This window comes from Scleromatobacter humisilvae (assembly GCF_023231945.1).
Lineage (GTDB): Bacteria > Pseudomonadota > Gammaproteobacteria > Burkholderiales > Burkholderiaceae_C > Scleromatobacter > Scleromatobacter humisilvae.
Map to the genome: position 1 here is coordinate 40,792 of NZ_JAJLJH010000007.1, position 18,139 is coordinate 58,930.

The 18,139-nt window shown below is 71.6% G+C and carries 17 protein-coding genes; 8 read left to right on the forward strand and 9 right to left on the reverse strand.

Annotated elements, in window-relative coordinates; genetic code table 11:
* Positions 1 to 56: 56 nt before the first annotated feature.
* Positions 57 to 1,082 carry a biotin synthase BioB gene (gene bioB / locus LPC04_RS20285; protein ID WP_275684101.1) on the reverse strand — a complete coding sequence of 342 codons (1,026 nt, stop codon included), beginning with the start codon at positions 1,080 to 1,082 and terminating at the stop codon, positions 57 to 59.
* A gap of 115 nt (positions 1,083 to 1,197) precedes the next feature.
* Here bioB and pepF point away from each other — a divergent pair, with 115 nt between their 5' ends.
* Entirely contained in the window at positions 1,198 to 2,997 is a 1,800-nt protein-coding gene (gene pepF / locus LPC04_RS20290) for an oligoendopeptidase F (protein ID WP_275684102.1), read from the forward strand.
* On the opposite strand, the gene panC is transcribed toward pepF, so the two are convergent.
* The 4 genes from panC to LPC04_RS20310 form a co-directional block, all read right to left on the reverse strand.
* The gene (gene panC, locus LPC04_RS20295; protein WP_275684103.1) at positions 2,994 to 3,839 is read right to left on the reverse strand and encodes a pantoate--beta-alanine ligase; all 846 of its coding nucleotides are present in this window, start codon (positions 3,837 to 3,839) and stop codon (positions 2,994 to 2,996) included. The genes pepF and panC overlap by 4 nt on opposite strands.
* Positions 3,840 to 3,846: 7 nt before the next feature.
* Positions 3,847 to 4,683 (reverse strand): 3-methyl-2-oxobutanoate hydroxymethyltransferase, encoded by an 837-nt coding sequence (gene panB / locus LPC04_RS20300; protein ID WP_275684104.1) that lies wholly within the window; start codon positions 4,681 to 4,683, stop codon positions 3,847 to 3,849.
* Positions 4,684 to 4,808: 125 nt separating this feature from the next.
* On the reverse strand, positions 4,809 to 6,314 hold the full coding sequence (locus LPC04_RS20305) for a TIGR01777 family oxidoreductase (protein WP_275684105.1): 1,506 nt from the start codon (positions 6,312 to 6,314) through the stop codon (positions 4,809 to 4,811).
* Complete coding sequence (locus LPC04_RS20310) at positions 6,311 to 6,970, reverse strand: DUF4166 domain-containing protein (protein WP_275684106.1); 660 nt, start codon at positions 6,968 to 6,970, stop codon at positions 6,311 to 6,313. Before LPC04_RS20310 ends, LPC04_RS20305 begins: the two co-directional genes overlap by 4 nt.
* Positions 6,971 to 7,129: 159 nt before the next feature.
* Here LPC04_RS20310 and LPC04_RS20315 point away from each other — a divergent pair, with 159 nt between their 5' ends.
* Positions 7,130 to 8,935, forward strand: coding sequence for a sensor histidine kinase (locus LPC04_RS20315; RefSeq protein ID WP_275684107.1), 1,806 nt, complete (start codon positions 7,130 to 7,132; stop codon positions 8,933 to 8,935).
* Positions 8,932 to 10,302 (forward strand): sigma-54-dependent transcriptional regulator, encoded by a 1,371-nt coding sequence (locus tag LPC04_RS20320; RefSeq protein WP_275684108.1) that lies wholly within the window; start codon positions 8,932 to 8,934, stop codon positions 10,300 to 10,302. Before LPC04_RS20315 ends, LPC04_RS20320 begins: the two co-directional genes overlap by 4 nt.
* 14 nt (positions 10,303 to 10,316) lie before the next feature.
* Here LPC04_RS20320 and LPC04_RS20325 read toward each other — a convergent pair whose 3' ends face one another.
* The 3 genes from LPC04_RS20325 to LPC04_RS20335 form a co-directional block, all read right to left on the reverse strand.
* Positions 10,317 to 11,321: an alpha/beta hydrolase gene (locus LPC04_RS20325; protein ID WP_275684109.1), complete on the reverse strand. Its 1,005-nt coding sequence runs from the start codon at positions 11,319 to 11,321 to the stop codon at positions 10,317 to 10,319.
* Positions 11,322 to 11,363: 42 nt separating this feature from the next.
* Positions 11,364 to 11,810: a hypothetical protein gene (locus LPC04_RS20330; RefSeq protein ID WP_275684110.1), complete on the reverse strand. Its 447-nt coding sequence runs from the start codon at positions 11,808 to 11,810 to the stop codon at positions 11,364 to 11,366.
* 125 nt (positions 11,811 to 11,935) lie between these two features.
* Positions 11,936 to 12,841, reverse strand: coding sequence for a LysR family transcriptional regulator (locus LPC04_RS20335; RefSeq protein WP_275684111.1), 906 nt, complete (start codon positions 12,839 to 12,841; stop codon positions 11,936 to 11,938).
* An 82-nt stretch (positions 12,842 to 12,923) separates the two neighbouring features.
* Here LPC04_RS20335 and LPC04_RS20340 point away from each other — a divergent pair, with 82 nt between their 5' ends.
* A complete protein-coding gene (locus LPC04_RS20340; protein ID WP_275684112.1) occupies positions 12,924 to 13,934 on the forward strand; it encodes a zinc-binding alcohol dehydrogenase family protein in 1,011 nt (336 codons plus the stop codon).
* Positions 13,935 to 13,936: 2 nt separating this feature from the next.
* A complete protein-coding gene (locus tag LPC04_RS20345) occupies positions 13,937 to 14,365 on the forward strand; it encodes a GlcG/HbpS family heme-binding protein (protein WP_275684113.1) in 429 nt (142 codons plus the stop codon).
* Positions 14,366 to 14,408: 43 nt separating this feature from the next.
* On the opposite strand, the gene LPC04_RS20350 is transcribed toward LPC04_RS20345, so the two are convergent.
* A complete protein-coding gene (locus LPC04_RS20350; protein ID WP_275684114.1) occupies positions 14,409 to 15,605 on the reverse strand; it encodes an MFS transporter in 1,197 nt (398 codons plus the stop codon).
* 123 nt (positions 15,606 to 15,728) lie between these two features.
* On the opposite strand from LPC04_RS20350, the gene LPC04_RS20355 reads away from it, so the two are divergent.
* The 3 genes from LPC04_RS20355 to LPC04_RS20365 all read left to right on the forward strand — a co-directional run bounded on the left by LPC04_RS20355 (position 15,729) and on the right by LPC04_RS20365 (position 18,069).
* A complete protein-coding gene (locus tag LPC04_RS20355; RefSeq protein WP_275684115.1) occupies positions 15,729 to 16,664 on the forward strand; it encodes a LysR family transcriptional regulator in 936 nt (311 codons plus the stop codon).
* A 150-nt stretch (positions 16,665 to 16,814) separates the two neighbouring features.
* Positions 16,815 to 17,006, forward strand: a complete 192-nt coding sequence (locus LPC04_RS20360; RefSeq protein WP_275684116.1) for a hypothetical protein — start codon at positions 16,815 to 16,817, stop codon at positions 17,004 to 17,006.
* 871 nt (positions 17,007 to 17,877) lie between these two features.
* Positions 17,878 to 18,069, forward strand: a complete 192-nt coding sequence (locus tag LPC04_RS20365) for a hypothetical protein (RefSeq protein WP_275684117.1) — start codon at positions 17,878 to 17,880, stop codon at positions 18,067 to 18,069.
* Positions 18,070 to 18,139 lie beyond the last annotated feature (70 nt).

The following is an 18,139-nucleotide window of genomic DNA, read 5'->3' on the forward strand; positions in this document are numbered from 1 at the left end:
CAAGGAAAAAGCCGGTCACCGCGAGGTGGGCCGGCTTTTTCTTCGTCGGAAGCGGCTCAGATGTGCTGGCTCGCAGCCGTCGTCACGCCCAATTTCTCGAACAGCGCGCGATCCTTCTCGACGTCAGGATTTCCCGTGGTCAACAGCTTCTCGCCATAGAACACCGAGTTCGCACCAGCCAGGAAGCACAAGGCCTGCACCGCCTCGCTCATCTGCTGGCGGCCCGCCGACAGGCGAACGCGCGCAAGAGGCATCGTGATGCGAGCGACAGCGATCGTGCGGACGAATTCCAGCGGATCGAGCGGCTTCTCTTCGGCCATCGGCGTGCCCTCGACACGCACCAGCTCGTTGATCGGCACCGACTCCGGATACGGATCGAGGTTGGCCAGCTGGGCCACGAGCCCCGCGCGCTCGCGCCGGCTCTCGCCCATGCCGACGATGCCGCCGCTGCACACGTTGATGCCCGCGCCGCGCACGTGCCCCAGCGTGTTCAGGCGATCCTGGTAGTCGCGCGTGGTGATCACGCGGCCATAGGCTTCGGGCGCGGTGTCGAGGTTGTGGTTGTAGTAGTCGAGGCCGGCGTCCTTGAGCGACTGCGCCTGTGGCTCGGTCAGCATGCCCAGCGTGCAGCAGGCCTCGAGACCCAGCGACTTCACCTCGCGCACGATGGCCGAGACGGCCTCGATGTCGCGGTCCTTCGGCGCGCGCCACGCGGCGCCCATGCAGAAGCGCGTGGCGCCGTGTTCCTTGGCCGTGCGGGCGGCGGCGGCGACGGCGGCGACGTCCATCAGCTTGGTCGCGTCCACGCCGGTGTCGTAGTGCACCGACTGCGGGCAGTAGCCGCAGTCCTCGGGGCAGCCGCCGGTCTTGATCGACAGCAGCGTCGCCAGCTCGACCTGGTTGGGCGCGAAGTGCTCGCGGTGCACGGTCTGCGCGCGCAGGATCAGGTCGTTGAACGGCAGGTCGAACAGGGCTTCGACGGCATCGACGCTCCAGCGCTCGGTGTGCGCGTGGCCGCAGGACGTGTCGACCGGCGTCGCGTCGCGGCGCTGGATGTGGATGGGGGAGACGGATGCGTTCATCCGCGAATTTTGCCCTACCCGATTGACCCGCCGGCCCGGTCGGGTTCCCGCTACGTCGACCGCCCGCCGGCGCCGCTAGAGTGTGGCCCTCCAATCGACCAACAGGACGACCGACATGCAGAAGCGCCTCGCGCGGGCCGACGTGCCCGTGGACATGACCTGGGACCTGCGCGAGCTGTTCGCCGACGAGTCTGCCTGGGAGGCGGAGTTCGCCGCGCTGGACGCCGCGCTGGCCGAGGTCGCGCCGTTCCGGGGCCGGCTGGGCGAGTCCGGCGCCACGCTGGCGCGCTGCCTGGACACCGTCGAGCAGTTGCAGGCCCGCCTGATGCGCGTCAGCACCTTCGCCTACCTGCGCAATGCCCAGGACGGCACCGATCCCGCCTACCAGGCCGCCTCCGCGCGCGTGGGCGCGCTCGCGGCGCGACTGGGTGCGAGCGTCTCGTTCGTCGACTCCGAGATCCTGGCGCTGCCCGACGACACCCTCGGCCGCTTCCTCGCGGAGGAATCCGCGCTGGCGCCGCATCGCGTGTCGCTGGAACGGCTGGTCGAGACGAAGCCGCACCGCCTGGGCGCCGAGACCGAAGGCGCGCTGGCCGCGCTCGGCGAGGTGCTGGGTGCGCCCTACGCGATCTACCAGCGTTCCAAGGCCAGCGACATCCAGTTCGCGCCCTTCGTCGACGCACAGGGCGCGCAGCACCCGAACTCGTTCAGCCTGTACGAGACGAGCTACGAGGCGAATGCGGACACGAGCGTGCGCCGCGGCGCCTGGCAGTCCTTCAGCGCCGGCCTGAAGGCGTACAACAACACCTACGCCGCGACGATCGCCACCGAGGTGAAGAAGAACGTCGCGATCGCGCGCCTGCGCGGCTACCGCAGCACGGAGGACTACCTGCTGCAGTCGCACCAGGTGCCGCACGGGCTGTACACGAACATCCTGGAGATCATCCGCGCCGAGCTGGCGCCGCACATGCAGCGCTACCAGCGCCTGCGCCGCCGCGTGCTGGGCCTGGACAAGGTGCTGCACTGCGACCTGCGCGCGCCGCTGGACGCCGGCTTCGAGCCGCCCATCTCGTACGAGCAGGCCTGCGACACGCTGCTCGCCTCGATGGAGCCGATGGGCGCGGAGTACGTGGACTTCGTGCGCACCGCGCTCACGCAGCGCTGGGTGGATCGCGCGGACAACGTCGGCAAGTCCACCGGCGCGTTCTGCTCGTCGCCGTACGGCGTCCACCCCTACATCCTGATCACCTGGGCCGGCACGACGCGCAGCATGTTCACGCTCGCGCACGAGCTGGGGCACGCGGGGCACTTCGGGCTGGCGATGAAGCACCAGCGCTTCGTCAACACGCGGCCGGCCATGCCGTTCGTCGAGGCGCCGTCGATCATGCACGAGATGCTGCTCGCCCGGCACATCCTGGCCGGCAGCGACGACCAGCGCACACGGCGCAGCGTCATCATGCAGCTGCTGGGCACCTACCATCACAACTTCGTCACGCACCTGCTGGAGGCCGAGCTGCAGCACCGCGTGTATGCCCTGGCAGAAGCCGGCCAGGCCGTGACGGCGACGCTGCTGAACCGCACCAAGGGCGAGGTGCTGCAGGGCTTCTGGGGCGACGCGGTGGAGATCGACGACGGCGCGCGCATGACCTGGATGCGCCAGCCGCACTACTACATGGGCCTGTACCCGTACACGTATTCGGTGGGCCTGGTGGCCGCCACCGCGATGGGACAGCGCGTGGCGCAGGAAGGCTCGCCGGCCGTGCAGCGCTGGCTGCAGGTGCTGCGCGCCGGCGGCACCCTGAAGCCGCTGGAGCTGATGCAGCTCGCCGGTGTCGACATGTCGACGCCGCAGCCCATCCACGACGCCGTGGCGTACGTCGGATCGTTGATCGACGAGCTGGAAAAGAGCTTCTAGAGATCGATCTCGAGGTTGTCGATCAGCCGCGTCTTGCCCAGGCGCGACGCGGCCAGCGCGACCAGCGGCGTCTTCGCGGCGAAGTCGTCGGCGGTGGGCGGCAGCAGGTCGGTGCGACGGCGCACGGTGAGGTAGTCGGTCTGCCAGCCGCGCGCGTCCAGCTCGGCCACCTGCTTCGCCTCGACGGCGCCGACGTCGCGCGCGCCCTCGCGCAGCGCGGCCGCGATCGCGCGCAGCGCGCGCGCGAGCGCGGTGGCCTCGGCGCGTTCGTCCTGGCTGAGGTAGCCGTTGCGCGACGACAGCGCCAGGCCGTCGCTGGCGCGGATGGTCGGCGCGCCGATCACTTCGGTGGGCAGCGCGAACTGGCGCGCCATCGCCTTGATCACCATCAGCTGCTGGTAGTCCTTCTGGCCGAACACGGCCACGGCCGGCTGCACGCACTGGAACAGCTTCATCACCACCGTGCACACGCCGGTGAAGAAGCCGGGACGGAACTCGCCCTCCAGCAGGTCGGCGATAGATGCCGGCGGCGTCAGCTTGAAGGTCTGCGGCTCGGGGTAGAGCTCGCGCTCGCTGGGCGCGAAGACGATGTCGCAGCCGGCCGACTCGAGCAGCTGGCAGTCGCGCTCGAGCGTGCGCGGGTACTGGTCGAAGTCCTCGTGCGGCAGGAACTGCAGGCGGTTGACGAAGATCGTCGCAACCACCGGAAAGCCGTGCAGCGCGGCCTCGCGCACCAGCGCCAGGTGGCCTTCGTGCAGGTTGCCCATCGTCGGCACGAGCGCCGTCTTCGTCGAGCCGGCGAGCACGGCGCGCAGGTCGGCGATGGTGTGGATGACTTGCATGGCGCGCTCAGTAGGTGTGGACGTCGGCCTGCGGGAAGCTGCCGTCCTTGACCGCCGCGACATAGCGACCGATCGCCGCGGCGATGGAGCCGCCTTCGGCCATGAAGTTGCGCACGAAGCGCGGCTTGCGGCCGGAGCCCAGGCCCAGCATGTCGTGCAGCACCAGCACCTGGCCCGAGGTGCCGCCGCCGGCGCCGATGCCGATGGTCATCAGCTCGGGGTTGTCGTTCGTGATCTCGGTGGCCAGCGCCGCGGGCACCATCTCGAACACCATCATCGCGGCGCCGGCCTCGGCCAGCTCGCGCGCCTCGCGGCGCAGCGCGGCGCCCGAGTCGGCGTCCTTGCCCTGCACGCGGTAGCCGCCGATGGCGTGCACGCGCTGCGGCGTCAGGCCCAGGTGCGCGCAGACGGGGATGCCGCGCGCGACTAGGTGCGACACGATCTCGGCCGTCCAGCCGCCGCCTTCGATCTTGACCATGCGGGCGCCCGCGCGCATCAGCGTGACCGCCGAATCGAGCGCCACGCCCTTGCCGTTCTCGTAGCTGCCGAACGGCATGTCGGCGATCAGCCAGGCCGCGGGCTGCACGCGCGCCACGCACTCGGTGTGGTACGCCATGTCGGCCAGCGTCACCGGCAGCGTGCTGGTGCGGCCCTGCAGCACGTTGCCGAGCGAATCGCCCACCAGCAACGTGTCGACGCCGGCCTCGTCGAGCACCTGCGCGAACGTGGCGTCGTAGCAGGTGAGCATGGCGATCTTCTCCCCGCGGGCGCGCATCTCGCGCAGCTTGGGCAAGGTGATGGCGGTGCGGGCGGTGTTTGCAGCGGGGCTGGAATGAGCGCTCATGGCGAGGTCTTGGACGGCGGCGCTCACCGGCGTCCCGGCATGGGACGCCGACGCGGCGCGAGGCGGCATTGTGCCTATCTCCGCGCCGCCAGGTGCGGCGGCGCGCGCCTGTTGGGGAAAAGACCCTAATAGCCGCGGTCTGGCGCCGCTTCGGTCCGGGCCAGTTCCTCGAAGGCGCCGGCGAGCGTCGGATGCCTGAAACGGAAGCCCGTCGCGAGCGCGGCCCCGGGCACGACGTTCTGGCCCTCCAGCAGCAGCTCCGACATCTCGCCCAGCACCCACCGAATCGGCGCGCCCGGCATGCGCAGGCGGACGCGCCGTCCGAACGACGCGGCCATCGCGCGCGCGAACGCGGCCTGCGACAGCGTCTCCGGCGCGACGGCGTTCACGGGGCCGGACAACGCCGGCTCGGCGATCGCATGGCGGATCAGGGCGACGGCGTCGTCGAGATGGATCCAGGGCGCGGGCTGCCTGCCCGAGCCCAGCACGGCGCCCAAGCCGAAGCGCGACGACAGCGCGAGCATCGGATACGCCCCGTCGCCGCGGCCCAGCACCACGCCGAAGCGCATCCGCACGACTCGCACGCCGAGCGCCTCGGCGCGGCGCGCCTCGTGCTCGATGGCGACGCACAGGTCCGACTGGAACTGCCCGGGCCGCGGCGGGCTCTGTTCGTCGAGGGGCTCGAACGAGGCCCCGGGCGACGCGCCGTAGAAGCCCACCGCGGACGCGCTGACCAGCAGGCGCGGCCGCTGCTCCAGCCGGCGCATCAGCTCGACGATGCCCGCGGTGACGTCGACGCGGCTGGCCAGCAGCAACGCGCGTCGCGCGGCCGTCCACGGCATGCCGAGCACGCGCGCGCCCGCCAGGTTGACGACGGCGTCGATCCGCGTCTCGGCCGGAATCGCATCGAGCCGGTCGACCACCCAGACATCCGGCCCGAACTCGGCACGCGCCTGGGACGCGTCGCGCGCCAGCGCGATCACGCGCGCGCCGTCGCGGCGCAACTGCGCCACCAGCGCGCGGCCGATGAAGCCCGTCGCGCCGGTCACGAGGACGGCGGGGACGATGAGATGGCCGGGCTGCGTCACGCCGCATTCTGGCCGCACCGCACGCCCACGCGCGCCGGAGGGCGAAGCGAGGCGGCCCAGCCGGCGCACGGCCAGGGCGTCGCGCGCGCTCCACGCGAACACGCCGGCCGCGAAGACGGTCATCGCCCACGACGCGGGCCCCTGCGGCGTCCACGCGAACCCGGTCGGCAACGCCGCCCACGCAAGCAGGTGCGGCGCGAACGCGGCCAGGAACAGCCCGTAGACCACGGCCAGCAGCGTGTGCAGCACGCGTTCGGACGGCGGCAGCTTGCGGCTGCGATCCTCCTCGAGAAAGTCGACCAGCGTGAGCACGATCTCGACGAGCAGCACCGCGCCCAGCACCAGCGCGAGGGCGCCATGCCACTGCGTCCAGCCCAGCGCCAGGAACACGCCGCCGTAGATCGCCTCGCGCGCCGAGTGCAGCATCAGCTCGCGCCGCGCCGACGCGCGCGCCGGCAGCCTGGCGACCAGCTCGTGATGCCAGATGGTGTCGAACGCGCCGGCGAGCACCTGCACGGCCAGCAGGACGAAGACGGCGCTCATTGCGCGGCTCCTTCGGCGTCGGCGACCGGGTCGACGAACACGCCCGATTGATGGAAGGTGTGTCCCCACAGCGGGTGCACCATGTCGAGGTCGAAGCGGAACAGGCCGTCGCCGAGGTCGGTGTGCGTCACGCGGCAGGTGCCGGGCGTCAGCAGCGCGGGCACGGGAATGCGCAGGCGGCCCAGCATCAGCGTGAAGCGGCGGCTCTCGAAGACGAGCGCGCCGCGCTCCTCGAACACGTCCAGCGCCATGCTCAGGCCGCCGTCGGTGCGCTCCACCAGGCCGCCGTCGGCGGCCAGCTGCTTCGTCGAGCGCACGACATGCGGCGCGCGCGGGCCGGCCGTGTGGAAGCTGCGCTCCCAGACCATGCCGCCGCGGCCGTCGTCGAACACGCGCACCGAGGTCGGCACGGCGTCCGACGTCACGCCGGACAGCGGGCTGCCGAACAGCCGCGACAGCGCCGCGAACACGCGGCCCACCGGCGAGCAGCGCAGCTCCATGCGGCCGACGTAGGTGGCGGCGCCGTGGTCGACACCGAAGCGGCGGCGCACGGCGGGAGGCAGGCGCGCCCAGGCGCCGGGGCCGACGAGGGCGGGCAGGTCGAGCGCGCGCACCGTGGCGGGAGCGCTCAGCGGGGTGGTCAGCGAAGAGGTCATGAGGGGTCTCGTCTCGGGATCGGATGAACCGCTCATCGCGAAATCCGGGCCAGCCCGCGGGGCCGTCGCAAGTCGTTGATTTCATTGAACTTTGTGTTTGACCCTGCATACTTGGGATACAGTCCGGCAACCGCCTGTCGTCAACCTCGTTGACACCCCATGCTGATCCACCTCACCCTCGCCTTCGCGCTGTTCGAGACGCTGGCCCTGGCCGGCGTGCTGCTCGCCTGGGCCGACCGCGTGGCCGGCGCGCGCCTGCTGGCCGCCTTCCTCGCGGGCATCGCGGTGTGGATCGTCGGCAACGAGCTGCCCAACTGGTTCGGGCCGCACATGGAGCGCGCGTCGATGGCGCTGCTGGCGACGGCACCGTTCACGTCGGCGTTCTTCTTCCACTTCGTCGTCGTCTTCTGCGGCGTGCGCCTGGGCCGCCGCACGATCGCCGCGGGCTACGTGCTGGGCGTGGTGTCGACGCTGGCGTCCGAGTGCCTGCTGCCGGCCTACCTCGTGCACAACCGCTACATCGGCTGGATCGCGCTGCCGTACGCGGCCGGCTGGATCGCCAGCACCGCGTGGGTGGTCCTCGGCGGCGCGGGCATCGCGGTGCTGCTGACATCGATGCTGCGCGCGCAACGGCCGGCGTTCAGCCAGATCGCCGCGGTCGCGGCGTCGTGCCTGTGGGGCTTCGTGTGCCTGACGGGCTACGGCATGGCAGTGCTCGACCTGCCGTGCTATCCGTTCCCGCTGCTGGGCCTGCCGCTGTATCCGGTGATCCTCGTCTACGGCATCCTGCGCTACGGCGTGTTCGTGGCCAACGCGTGGGCGCGGCGCGCGCTGGTGTGGACGTTGCTCCTCGCGCTGGGCGCGGCGATCGTCGCGCTGACGCCGCTGCTGCCCTTCGAATCGCGCTGGGTCGGCGGGCTGGCCGTGGCCGCGAGCTGCCTCGCGCTGAACGGGCCGATCCGCGGCTTCGCCGAGCGCCTGGTCTACCCGGGAGGCACGGTGAGCGCGGGCGACCTGCAGGCCTGGCGCGTCGCGCTGCAATCGGCCGAGACCGCCGACGTCCTCGCGCAGCAGGCCTCCGCGGTGTTGAGCCGCCGCATCGGCACGCGGGTGGCCGTGACGATCGGCGGGCAGCCGACCGTCGACACCGCCGTCCCCCGCCTCTCGACCACGCGCGGCCCGGAGGCCTGGACGACCGAGCTCGCCGGCTGGGACGCCGCGCCACCCGGCCCGCGCCACGTCGCCGAGTTGTTCGGATCGGTGGTCGCCGAGGCCGCGGCACGCGTCGAGCAGACGCAGCAGATCGCCGCGCGCGAACGCGAGCGCCAGCTGCAGGCGCGCCTCGCGGAACTCGGCTCGCTCGCCGCGACCGTGGCGCACGACATCCGCAACCCGCTCAACATCATCGCGATGGCCGTCGCGGGCACGCCCCCGGACACGCGGCGCGAGGTCGCCGACCAGGTGGCGCGCATCGCCAACCTCACGAAGGACCTGCTCGACTACGCCAAGCCGTGGAAGCTCGCGCCCACGCCGCTCGACCTCGCGGCCCAGGTGCGCCGCGCGGCGATGCGGCTGCCGGACGTGAGCCTGGGCGACGGCCTGGCCGGCGAACTTCCCATTGAAGCGGACGCGCGGCGCGTCGAGCAGGCGCTGACCAACCTGTTCGAGAACGCGCGGGTCGCCGTCGCGGACGTGGGCGACGACGCGCGCGCGGGCCACGTGCACGTCGATGCCGAGTCGGTGCCCGGCGCGCTGCTGCTGCACGTCTGCGACAACGGCCCCGGCGTGCCCGACGAGATCCGCGCGCGGCTGTTCGAGCCCTTCGCGTCGCGCAGCCCCGGCGGCACGGGGCTGGGCCTGGCGATCGTCGCCCGCATCATGGCCGCGCACGGCGGCAGCGTGGCGCTGACCGAACGCGCGCCGTGGCGCACCTGCTTCACCCTGACGTTTCCGACCGCATCATGAGCGACACCCCCGAAACCGGCCGCGTGCTGCTCGTCGACGACGAGCCGGCCTTCCAGCGCCTGGGCGGCTCGTTCCTGCGCGATCTCGGCCATGCGGTGACCGTGGCCGGCGACGGCGAGCAGGCGCTGGCATCGTTCGAGCGCCAGCGGCCCGAGCTGGTGCTGCTCGACCTGGCGATGCCGCCGCACATGGACCCCGAGATCGGCCTCGAGATGATCCCGCGCTTTCCTGGCGTGCCGGTCGTCGTGCTCACCGGCCACGGCGAGCACGAGCTCGCGCTGCGCGCCACCGAGCTGGGCGCGTGGGACTTCCTCACCAAGCCGATCGACCCCGACATGCTGCGCTTCGTCGTCGCCCGCGCGCTGCGCAAGGCGCGGCTCGACGGCGAGCTCGCGACGCTGCGGGCCGCGACTGCCGTCGACGACCTCGGCCTCGTCGGCCAGGCGCCGGCGATAACGCAGCTGCGCGGCATGGTGCGCCGAGTCGCGCAGACCTCTGTCAGCGTGCTGGTGCTGGGCCCGACCGGCACCGGCAAGGAGCTGGTGGCGCGCGCGCTGCACGGCTGCAGCACGCGAAGCGCGGGGCCGTTCGTCGCGATCCACTGCGGCGCGCTGTCGGCCGAGCTGCTGGAGAGCGAGCTGTTCGGCCACATGAAGGGCAGCTTCACCGGCGCCTACCGCGACCAGCCGGGCCTGGTCGAGGCCGCGCACGGCGGCACGCTGTTCCTCGACGAGGTCGGCGAGATGCCCGCGGCGATGCAGGTCAAGCTGTTGCGCTTCCTGCAGGAAGGCACCTTCGTGCCGGTGGGCGGGCGCGTGCAGAAGCGCGCGGAGGCGCGCGTGGTCGCCGCGACGCACCGCGACCTCGAGGCCATGGTGCGCGAGGGCACGTTCCGCGAGGACCTGTTCTATCGCCTCAAGGGCGTGGTGCTGCGCACGCCGGCGCTGTCCGAGCGCCCCGCCGACGTGCCGCTGCTCGCGACGCGCTTCCTGCATCGCGTCGCCCCGCGCACCGGCTTCACGGCCGGTGCGCTGGCGTGGCTGACGTCGCGCGAGTGGCCCGGCAACGTGCGCGAGCTGAAGGCGGTCGTCGAGTCGGCCGGCGCGCTGATCCTGCCCGGCCAGCACGAGGTCGACGCCGACCTGCTGCGGCTGTCCAGCGGCGACACCAGCGACGACGCCGCGCCCGTTGCCGGCCACCTCGATCCGTCGGCCGGCCCGCTCGACGCGGCGCTCAACGAACTCGAGCTGCGCCTGGTGCGCGACGCGATGGCCGCGGCCGGCGGCAACCAGTCGGAGGCGGCACGGCGGCTGGGCGTGTCGCGGGTCGGCCTGATCAAGAAGCTGACGCGGCTCGGGCTCCGCTGAACGTCCTGGTTAGCTCAAGCGAGCGCCTTGGCCAGGATCGGCAGGCTGATGTCCATGCGGTAGTCGACCGCGCTGTGGTCGTCGGCGAACTCCTCGTAGACATGCGCCACGTCCATGTCGAGCAGCCGCTTGTGCATGCGTCTCGCGCCATAGACCAGGTTGTATTGGTCGACGTCGCCGCAATCGATGTAGAGCGCCTTCAGCGCCGCCAGTCCGCGGCCGTGCTGTTCGACGAGGGTCAATGGATCCCAGGCCATCCAGTTCGCCCAGCGCTCGGGGATCAGCTCGCAGGTGTCGAGCGTCACCGGCAGGCGCACGCCGCAGGGTGCCGACGGATCCGGATCGAAGCTCGCGGCCTGGGCCAGCATCATGAGGATGTGCACGTCGCTGTCCTTGGTCTTCTTCGCCTGCCAGAAGGCGTCGACCCAGGCGCCGATCGCGGGCTCCTTGGCGAGCGCGCGCAGCACCGGGACGAACTCGTGCCGATAGAGCAGCTCGAAGCCCATGTCGCCGGAGTGCACGGCCGCCGCGCTCCAGAAGTCCGGATGCAGCAGCGCATGCACCATCGCGCCGTAGCCGCCGCTGGACTTGCCGAACAGGCCTCGCCGGCCCGCGCCGCCGCAGCCGAACGAGGTCTCGACCAGCGGCACCGCCTCGGCGAGCAGGAAATCGTCCCAGCGGCCCATCGCCACCGAGTTCACGTACTGGTTGCCGCCGAGCCGCGTGAAGCAGTCCGGGAAGGCCACGACGACGGGCGGCATCTCGCCGCTCGCGATCAGGCGATCCAGGCGCTCGGGGACGTTCTCGCCGAAATTCTTCCAGTTGGTGTGCGCCGGACCGCCGGCGGTGAATCCCACGATGTCGACCAGCAGCGGCAGGCCGCGGCCGTCATGCCCGGCCGGGATGTAGACGTCGATGACGCGCAGCGTCGGGTCGCCGAGCAGGTTGCCGGCGAGCACCTGGCTGTCGACGGCCAGGCGATGGACGGTACCGGCCGGAACGTTGGGGCTTCTGCGCATCTCGACTCCTGCATTGACGGACGAGCCGGGATTGTCGCGCGTCTAGAACGAGATGACGGCTGCCGCGACGAGCACGATGTGCGCGATGACGCCGAGGAAGAACCAGAACAGGAACGAGCGCTGCATCAGCTTGCCGACGAGTCCGACCACGAAGGCGAAGCCCAGCATCTTGAATATCGAGATCCAGCCCTTGCGCAGGATCTCCTTGTCGCTGGGGTGCTCGCTCGCCGCCGAGGCCGCCGCGCCGATCGGCCTGGCCTGCGCCTCGTAGGCCTTGGCGACCCGGTCGAACGCGACCTTCGCGTTCGGATCCACGGCCGAGATGTCGGTCACCTCGGTGGCGTTCGGCCCGCAGGTCTCGACCTGCTGCCGGAGCTGGCCGTGGACGTTCTTGCACCAGCGCAACGGCACCAGCGCTGCATTGTCCGCGATGGCGTGCGATGACAGGCAGGCGCTCACCAGGGCGAGGGTCGCGGAGAGCTTCTTCATGGAAGGGTCGCAAGCAAGCGAGTGTTGAACGGCAGGATTGCCGCCGGCCACAGCTTGCCAGGGACCCGCGCGCGTCCTCGCGTCGCGCGAACGCCGGGCGTGCAGGATTCACGCCGTTCGGGACTTCAGGATCCCGCGCCGACCGCGAACCGCGCGGCGAGGAAGTCCACCAGCGCCCGCACGCGGTTCGGCACGAAGCGGCCGCTGGGCAGCAGCGCGTGCAGCGGATAGGGCTCGGTCTGCCACTCGGTCAGCAACGCCACGAGCGCGCCGCTGTCGAGATCGCGCCGCTGGTCGATCTCGGACTTCAGGATGACGCCCATCCCCGCGATCGCCCACTCGCGCGCCAGCGAGGCGTCGTCGACGCTGCGGTCGCCGTCGACGCGCACCTCCGTCCATTGGCCGTCGCGACAGAAGCGCCACAGGCGATGGCGGCGGCCGCCGCGGTCGAAGGTGATGCAGTTGTGCCGCAGCAGGTCCTGCGGCGTCCGCGGCGTGCCGTGGCGGCGCAGGTAGTCGGGCGACGCGCTGCAGATGGGACTCGAGTTCGCGAGCGTGCGCGCGACCAGGCGCGAGTCGGCCAGCGTGCCGTAGCGGATCGCGACGTCGACCTCGTCGCGCATCACGTCGAGCACGCGGTCGGCCACCGACAGCTGCAGTTGCAGGCCGGGGTGCGCGGCCATGAACTCGTCGAAGATCGGCAACAGCAGGTTGCGCGTGAGGTCGGACGGCGCGGCGACGCGCACGGTGCCCACCAGCGTCGCGCGGTCCGCGGCGGCCTGCGACTCGCCCTCGTCCAGCAGCTCGAAGGCGCGCACCGCGTAGTCCAGCAGGATCTGGCCCTGCGGCGTCAGGCGCATCGCGCGCGTGGAGCGTTCGAACAGGCGCGTCCCGAGCTGGGCCTCCAGCCGTTTCAGCGTCGCGCTGGCGGCCGCCGGCGTCATGCCCAGCGTGCGCGCGGCCGCGGTGAGCGTGCCGCCGCGCGCGGTGTGCACGAGGACGTGCAGGTCGCCGAGATTTTCAATCTTCATTTGATACTGATACCAATCCTGGCCATCTTATCAATCCCGGCTTGCGCTCGTACGATGCCGCCATCGACAACAGGAACCCGCCATGAAAGCCATCGGATACCGCCAGAACCTGCCCGTGGACCAACCCCACGCCCTCGAGGACCTCGAGCTGCCCGCGCCGCAGCCCGGCGCGCGCGACCTGCTCGTGCGCGTCAAGGCCGTCTCGGTCAACCCGGTCGACACCAAGGTGCGCCGGAACACCGCGCCGCCGGCCGGCCAGGCCAAGGTGCTGGGCTGGGACGCCGTGGGCATCGTCGAGGCCATCGGCGCCGACGTGACCGGCTTCAAGGCCGGCGACCGGGTCTTCTACGCCGGCTCGATCACCCGGCCGGGCGCGAACAGCGAGCTGCACGTCGTCGACGAACGCATCGCCGCGCGCGCGCCGGCGTCGCTGGAAGACGCCCAGGCCGCCGCGCTGCCGCTCACCGCCATCACCGCGTGGGAGCTGCTGTTCGATCGCCTGCGCGTGCCGCAGGGCGGCGGGGCGGGGCAGTCGCTGCTGATCGTCGGCGGGGCCGGCGGCGTCGGCTCGATCCTGATCCAGCTCGCGCGCCAACTGACGCAGCTGAAGGTGATCGCGACGGCCTCGCGGCCCGAGACCCAGGCCTGGTGCCGGGAGCTCGGCGCGCACGCCGTCATCGACCACTCGCAGCCGCTCGCGCAGGCCCTCAAGGACGGCGGCCACGACGCGGTCGACTTCGTCGCCGCGCTGACGCAGACCGGCCAGCACTACGCGCAGATCATCGAGAGCCTGAAGCCTCAGGGCGCGATCGGCGTCATCGACGACATGGCCGGCGTCGACGTGATGGCGCTCAAGTCCAAGGCGCTGTCGCTGCACTGGGAGCTGATGTTCACGCGCTCGATGTTCGGCACGCCGGACATGGACGAGCAGGGCAAGCTGCTGGCGCAGGTCGCGCAACTGGTCGACGCCGGCCGCATCCGCACCACCGCGGGCACGCACTGCGGCACGATCAACGCGGCCAACCTGCTGAAGGCGCACGCGTTCATCGAGAGCGGCAAGGCGCAGGGCAAGGTCGTGCTGGAGGGCTTCTGAGCATGGACGCGACCTACGCCACCGCGTCGATCAACCGCGACGCCGCGCAGGCGCTGATCGAGGCCGCGCGCGCCGCGTCGCGCGACCTCGGCATCCGGGTGACCATCGCCGTGACCGACGCGGGCGGCCACCTTGCGGCGCTCGCGCGTGACGACGGCGCGCCCTTCCTCACCGTCGACGTCGCGATCGACAAGGCCTGGACGGCCACGTCGTTCGGACTGCCGACGCACGTCTGGAGCGACGTCATCGCCAACCCGCAGGTGGCGCAGCTCGCGCATCGCCCGCGGCTGGTGGCGGTCGGCGGCGGCGTGCCCATCGTCAGCGGCGGACGCGTCGTCGGCGGCATCGGCATCTCGGGCGGCAACGCGCAGCAGGATCGGGACGCGGCCGAGATCGCGTTGAAGGCGCTCGGCTTCGAGCTCGCGTCCTGAGGTGCGCCCCCGCGCGGGCGTCACGCGCGCGCGGGGGCGACGCTCAGGCTGGCTTCGTCGACGGCCACAGCCGCACGACGAGCGCCGAGATCGCGCCGCCCGCGGCCAGCAGCATCACGCCTGGCCAGCCCCAGCGCGCCAGCGCCAGGCTGCCCAGCGCCGCGCCGCTGGACATGCCGATGAACATGCCGGTGAACAGCAGCGCGTTGAGGCGGCTGCGCGCGCCCGGGTCGATGCCGTAGACGATGGTCTGGTGCGAGATCAGCGTCGCCTGCACGCCGAGGTCGAAGCCGACCGCGCCCAGGCCGATCACCCAAAGCTGCGCGTTCAGCGGCAGCAGTCCGCCCGCGGCCATCGCCAGGAACGAGACCGCGGCCAGGCTGGTGCCCAGGCGCGTGACGAGCTCGGGGCCGCGCGTGTCGGCCAGGCGTCCGGCCACGGGCGCGGCGAGCGCACCGGCCGCGCCGGCCAGGCCGAACGCGCCGGCCGCGGCGCTGCCCAGGTGCCAGGCCGACGAATGCAGCATCACCGCCAGCGTCGACCAGAACGCGCTGAAGCCGACGGCCAGCAGGCCTTGCGCGAGCGCTGCGCGCCGCAACGCGCCGTGGCGCTTCCACAGCTGCGCCGACGAGCCCAGCAGCGCCGCGTAGTGCAGGTGCGTGGTCGGCCGGAAGCGCGGCAGCGCGCGTGCGGCCACGGCCGCGAACGCCGCGATGCTCACGGCCGCGGCGACGAACATCGAGCGCCAGCCGAAGTGCGACGCCACGAAGCCGCTCACCACGCGCGACAGCAGGATGCCCATCAACAGGCCCGTCATCACGGTGCCGACGATCTTGCCGCGCTGCGCCTCCGGTGCCAGCGTGGCGGCGGCGGGAACGATGTCCTGCGCCATCGTCGCGGCGAGGCCGACGGCCAGGCTCGCGAGCAGCAGCAGCCCGATCGCCGACGACGCCCCCGCGGCCAGCAGCGCCACGACCAGCGCGGCCGCCTTCACGAGGATGATGCGGCGCCGATCGAAGCGGTCGCCCAGCGGCGCGAGGAAGAAGATGCCGGCGGCGTAGCCCAGTTGCGTGAGCGTGGGCACCAGGCCGACCTGGCGCGCGGAGGCGCCGATGTCGGCGCCCAGCTCGCCCAGCATCGGCTGGCTGTAGTAGAGCGCCGCGACCGACAGGCCGGCGCCGGCCGCCAGCAGTCCGACCAGCGGCAGGGTCAGCGGGTGGCTCGCCGGAGTGTCTTGCATATGCGCGGTATGAATGGTGGACATGAGGAAGGTGTTCGTCGAATCGGGGAATGCCTGGATTCTGGCGACGCATCGCCCACGCGGGTAGACGCGCAAGGGGAACAATTGATATACGCTCGACGCATGACCAAGCCCAGCGCCACCGCCGACCGCTTCGAGCTGATGGAGACCTTCGTGCGCATCGTCGATGCCGGCAACCTGTCGGCCGCCGCCACGCAGCTGGGCACCACGCAGCCCACCGTCAGCCGCCGCCTGCAGGCGCTCGAGCGCTCGCTGGGCGTGCGCCTGCTGCGCCGGTCGACCCACTCGATGACGCTCACCGAGGATGGCCAGCGCTGCCTCGAGCGCGCTCGCGAGCTGATCGCCAACTGGCACGCGTTCGAGGCCGACCTGCGCGGCGCCGGCGACGAGCCCGAGGGCACGCTGCGTGTCATCGCGCCGCACGCGTTCGGCCAGCAGCAGCTGGTGGGGCCGCTGGCCGACTATCTCGCGCGCCATCCGCGCGTCAATGTCGAGTGGCTGCTGCACGACCGCCGGCCCGACTTCATCGCCGAAGGCATCGACTGCGCGATCCAGGTCGGCGACATCGACGACCAGTCCGTCGTGGCCATCCGTCTCGCCGAGGTGCCGCGCATCGTCGTCGCCGCGCCCGCGCTGGCCGCACGATTGCCCGCGACGCAGGCGCCGGACGACCTCGCCCGGCTGCCGTGGCTGGCGATGCGGCCGTACTACCGCACCGAGGTCGCGCTGTCGGCCATCGACGGCGGCGCGCAGGCGCGCTTCCCGATCGCGCCGCGCATGAGCACCGACAGCCTCTACGCGCTGCGCACGGCGGCCGTGACTGGCGTGGGCGTGGCAATCGCCTCGGCGTGGCTCGTCGCCGACGACATCGCGCAGGGCCGGCTGGTGCACCTCGCGCCGCAGTGGCGCGCCGCGCCGCTGCCGGTGTATCTCGTCTATCCGCAGGCGCGCTTCTATCCGGCGCGGCTGCGGCGCTTCCTGGACGTGATACGCGCCGGTGCCGTCGCCGCGTTCACGCCGCAGATGCGGGTGGGCTGACGGTTCGTCGCCCGGATTTGCAGTTGGCGCCGTGGTCGGCGCGACTCGTCGCAACCTGGTTTGCGAGGCGTTGGTGGACTCCTAAAGTTCATTCATCGGATCACGAAAACGCATCCGAGCCAGCGCAACCAGACAACTCAGGAGCCCATCATGACCAAGACCACCCCCCAAGCCGCCGCCCTCGTCCTTTCCGTCCTCATGGCCCTGGCGACCGTCGCCGGCATGAACGGCATCGCGACCAAGCAATATGCGGCCGCGGACAGTCTGGCGATGGCACCCTACGGCCTGACGCACGTTGCCGTGCAGCACGTGACGATCGTCGGGCATCGCGCGAACGCGTAACCCTCCAGCGCGCGGACAGCGCGCCTCCTGCTCCTTCGAAGCCTCGCCTTGTGCGGGGCTTTTTTTGTTCTCCGATCTGGCTTGTGTCTCGTCGCTGTTGGATGCCTGCGGCGCTGTGGCCAGCCGCTTGGCGCGGCTGGCGTTCCTTGGGGGGCGTGTCGCGGGCGGCAGGGCGGGCAGGGGCGGGGCTCGCGGCCACATGCGACGCTGAATCCGCGCCTGGACGGCGGGATTCGGCGGGCGTGCGCCAAAAATTGCCCTTGTAGGACGCCAGGGAGGTTCACTCGGAGCGCGCCACGCAACGCGCACATGCCCGCCACGCCGTGCAACGGGCCGCGCGCCCCGCCCCTGCCCACCCCGCCGCTGCTGCTTTGTTTTTTTGGGAACGATAAGCATGCCTCGGCCCATCGAGGGCCTCGGCAGCCCCGGCGCCACTCGAACGCTGCGGATTCGACGCTCACTTGCCAGCACGCGGCCGCTGCGCGTCCGCGAAGGCAACCACCGCCACGCGCGAAGCGCTGTTCGCGCGCCAAGCTGCACTTCGCAGAGTTCGGCCGGCACGAGGTGGTCGAGCCCCTCGATGGGGCGAGACCCGCTTTCTCCCCCCATCCGCCCTGCCGCCAGCGACGATGCCCCCACCCGCCGGCCGCGCAGCGGACGGCAAGCGCCGCAGGCAAACACAGCATCCGCTCCAACGATGCAAGTCGAACCCACCAACGGTCCATCGCGCAAATTTGCGTTCCGCACCGCCATCGTCGCGCCCCATTGCAACCCGCTTTGAAGCGAAGACACAAGCTCCGATAGTGAACACATCGGAACACGAACCGCGCTTCCGAAAAGATCAACCACCAGACACCTCCAGGAGCCCATCATGACCAAGACCACGACCCAAGCCGCCGCCCTCGCCCTCGCCGCCTTCATGACCCTGGCCACCGTCGCCGGCATGAACGGCATCGCGACGAAGCAGTACGCGGCCGCGGACAGTCTGGCGATGGCGCCCTACGGCCTGACGCACGTTGCCGTGCAGCACGTGACCATCGTCGGCCATCGCGCCAACGCCTGAACGCCGGCGCGCCACCAGCGCGCCCTCCGCTCCTTCGAAGCTCCGCCCCGGCGGGGCTTTTTTTGTTTCC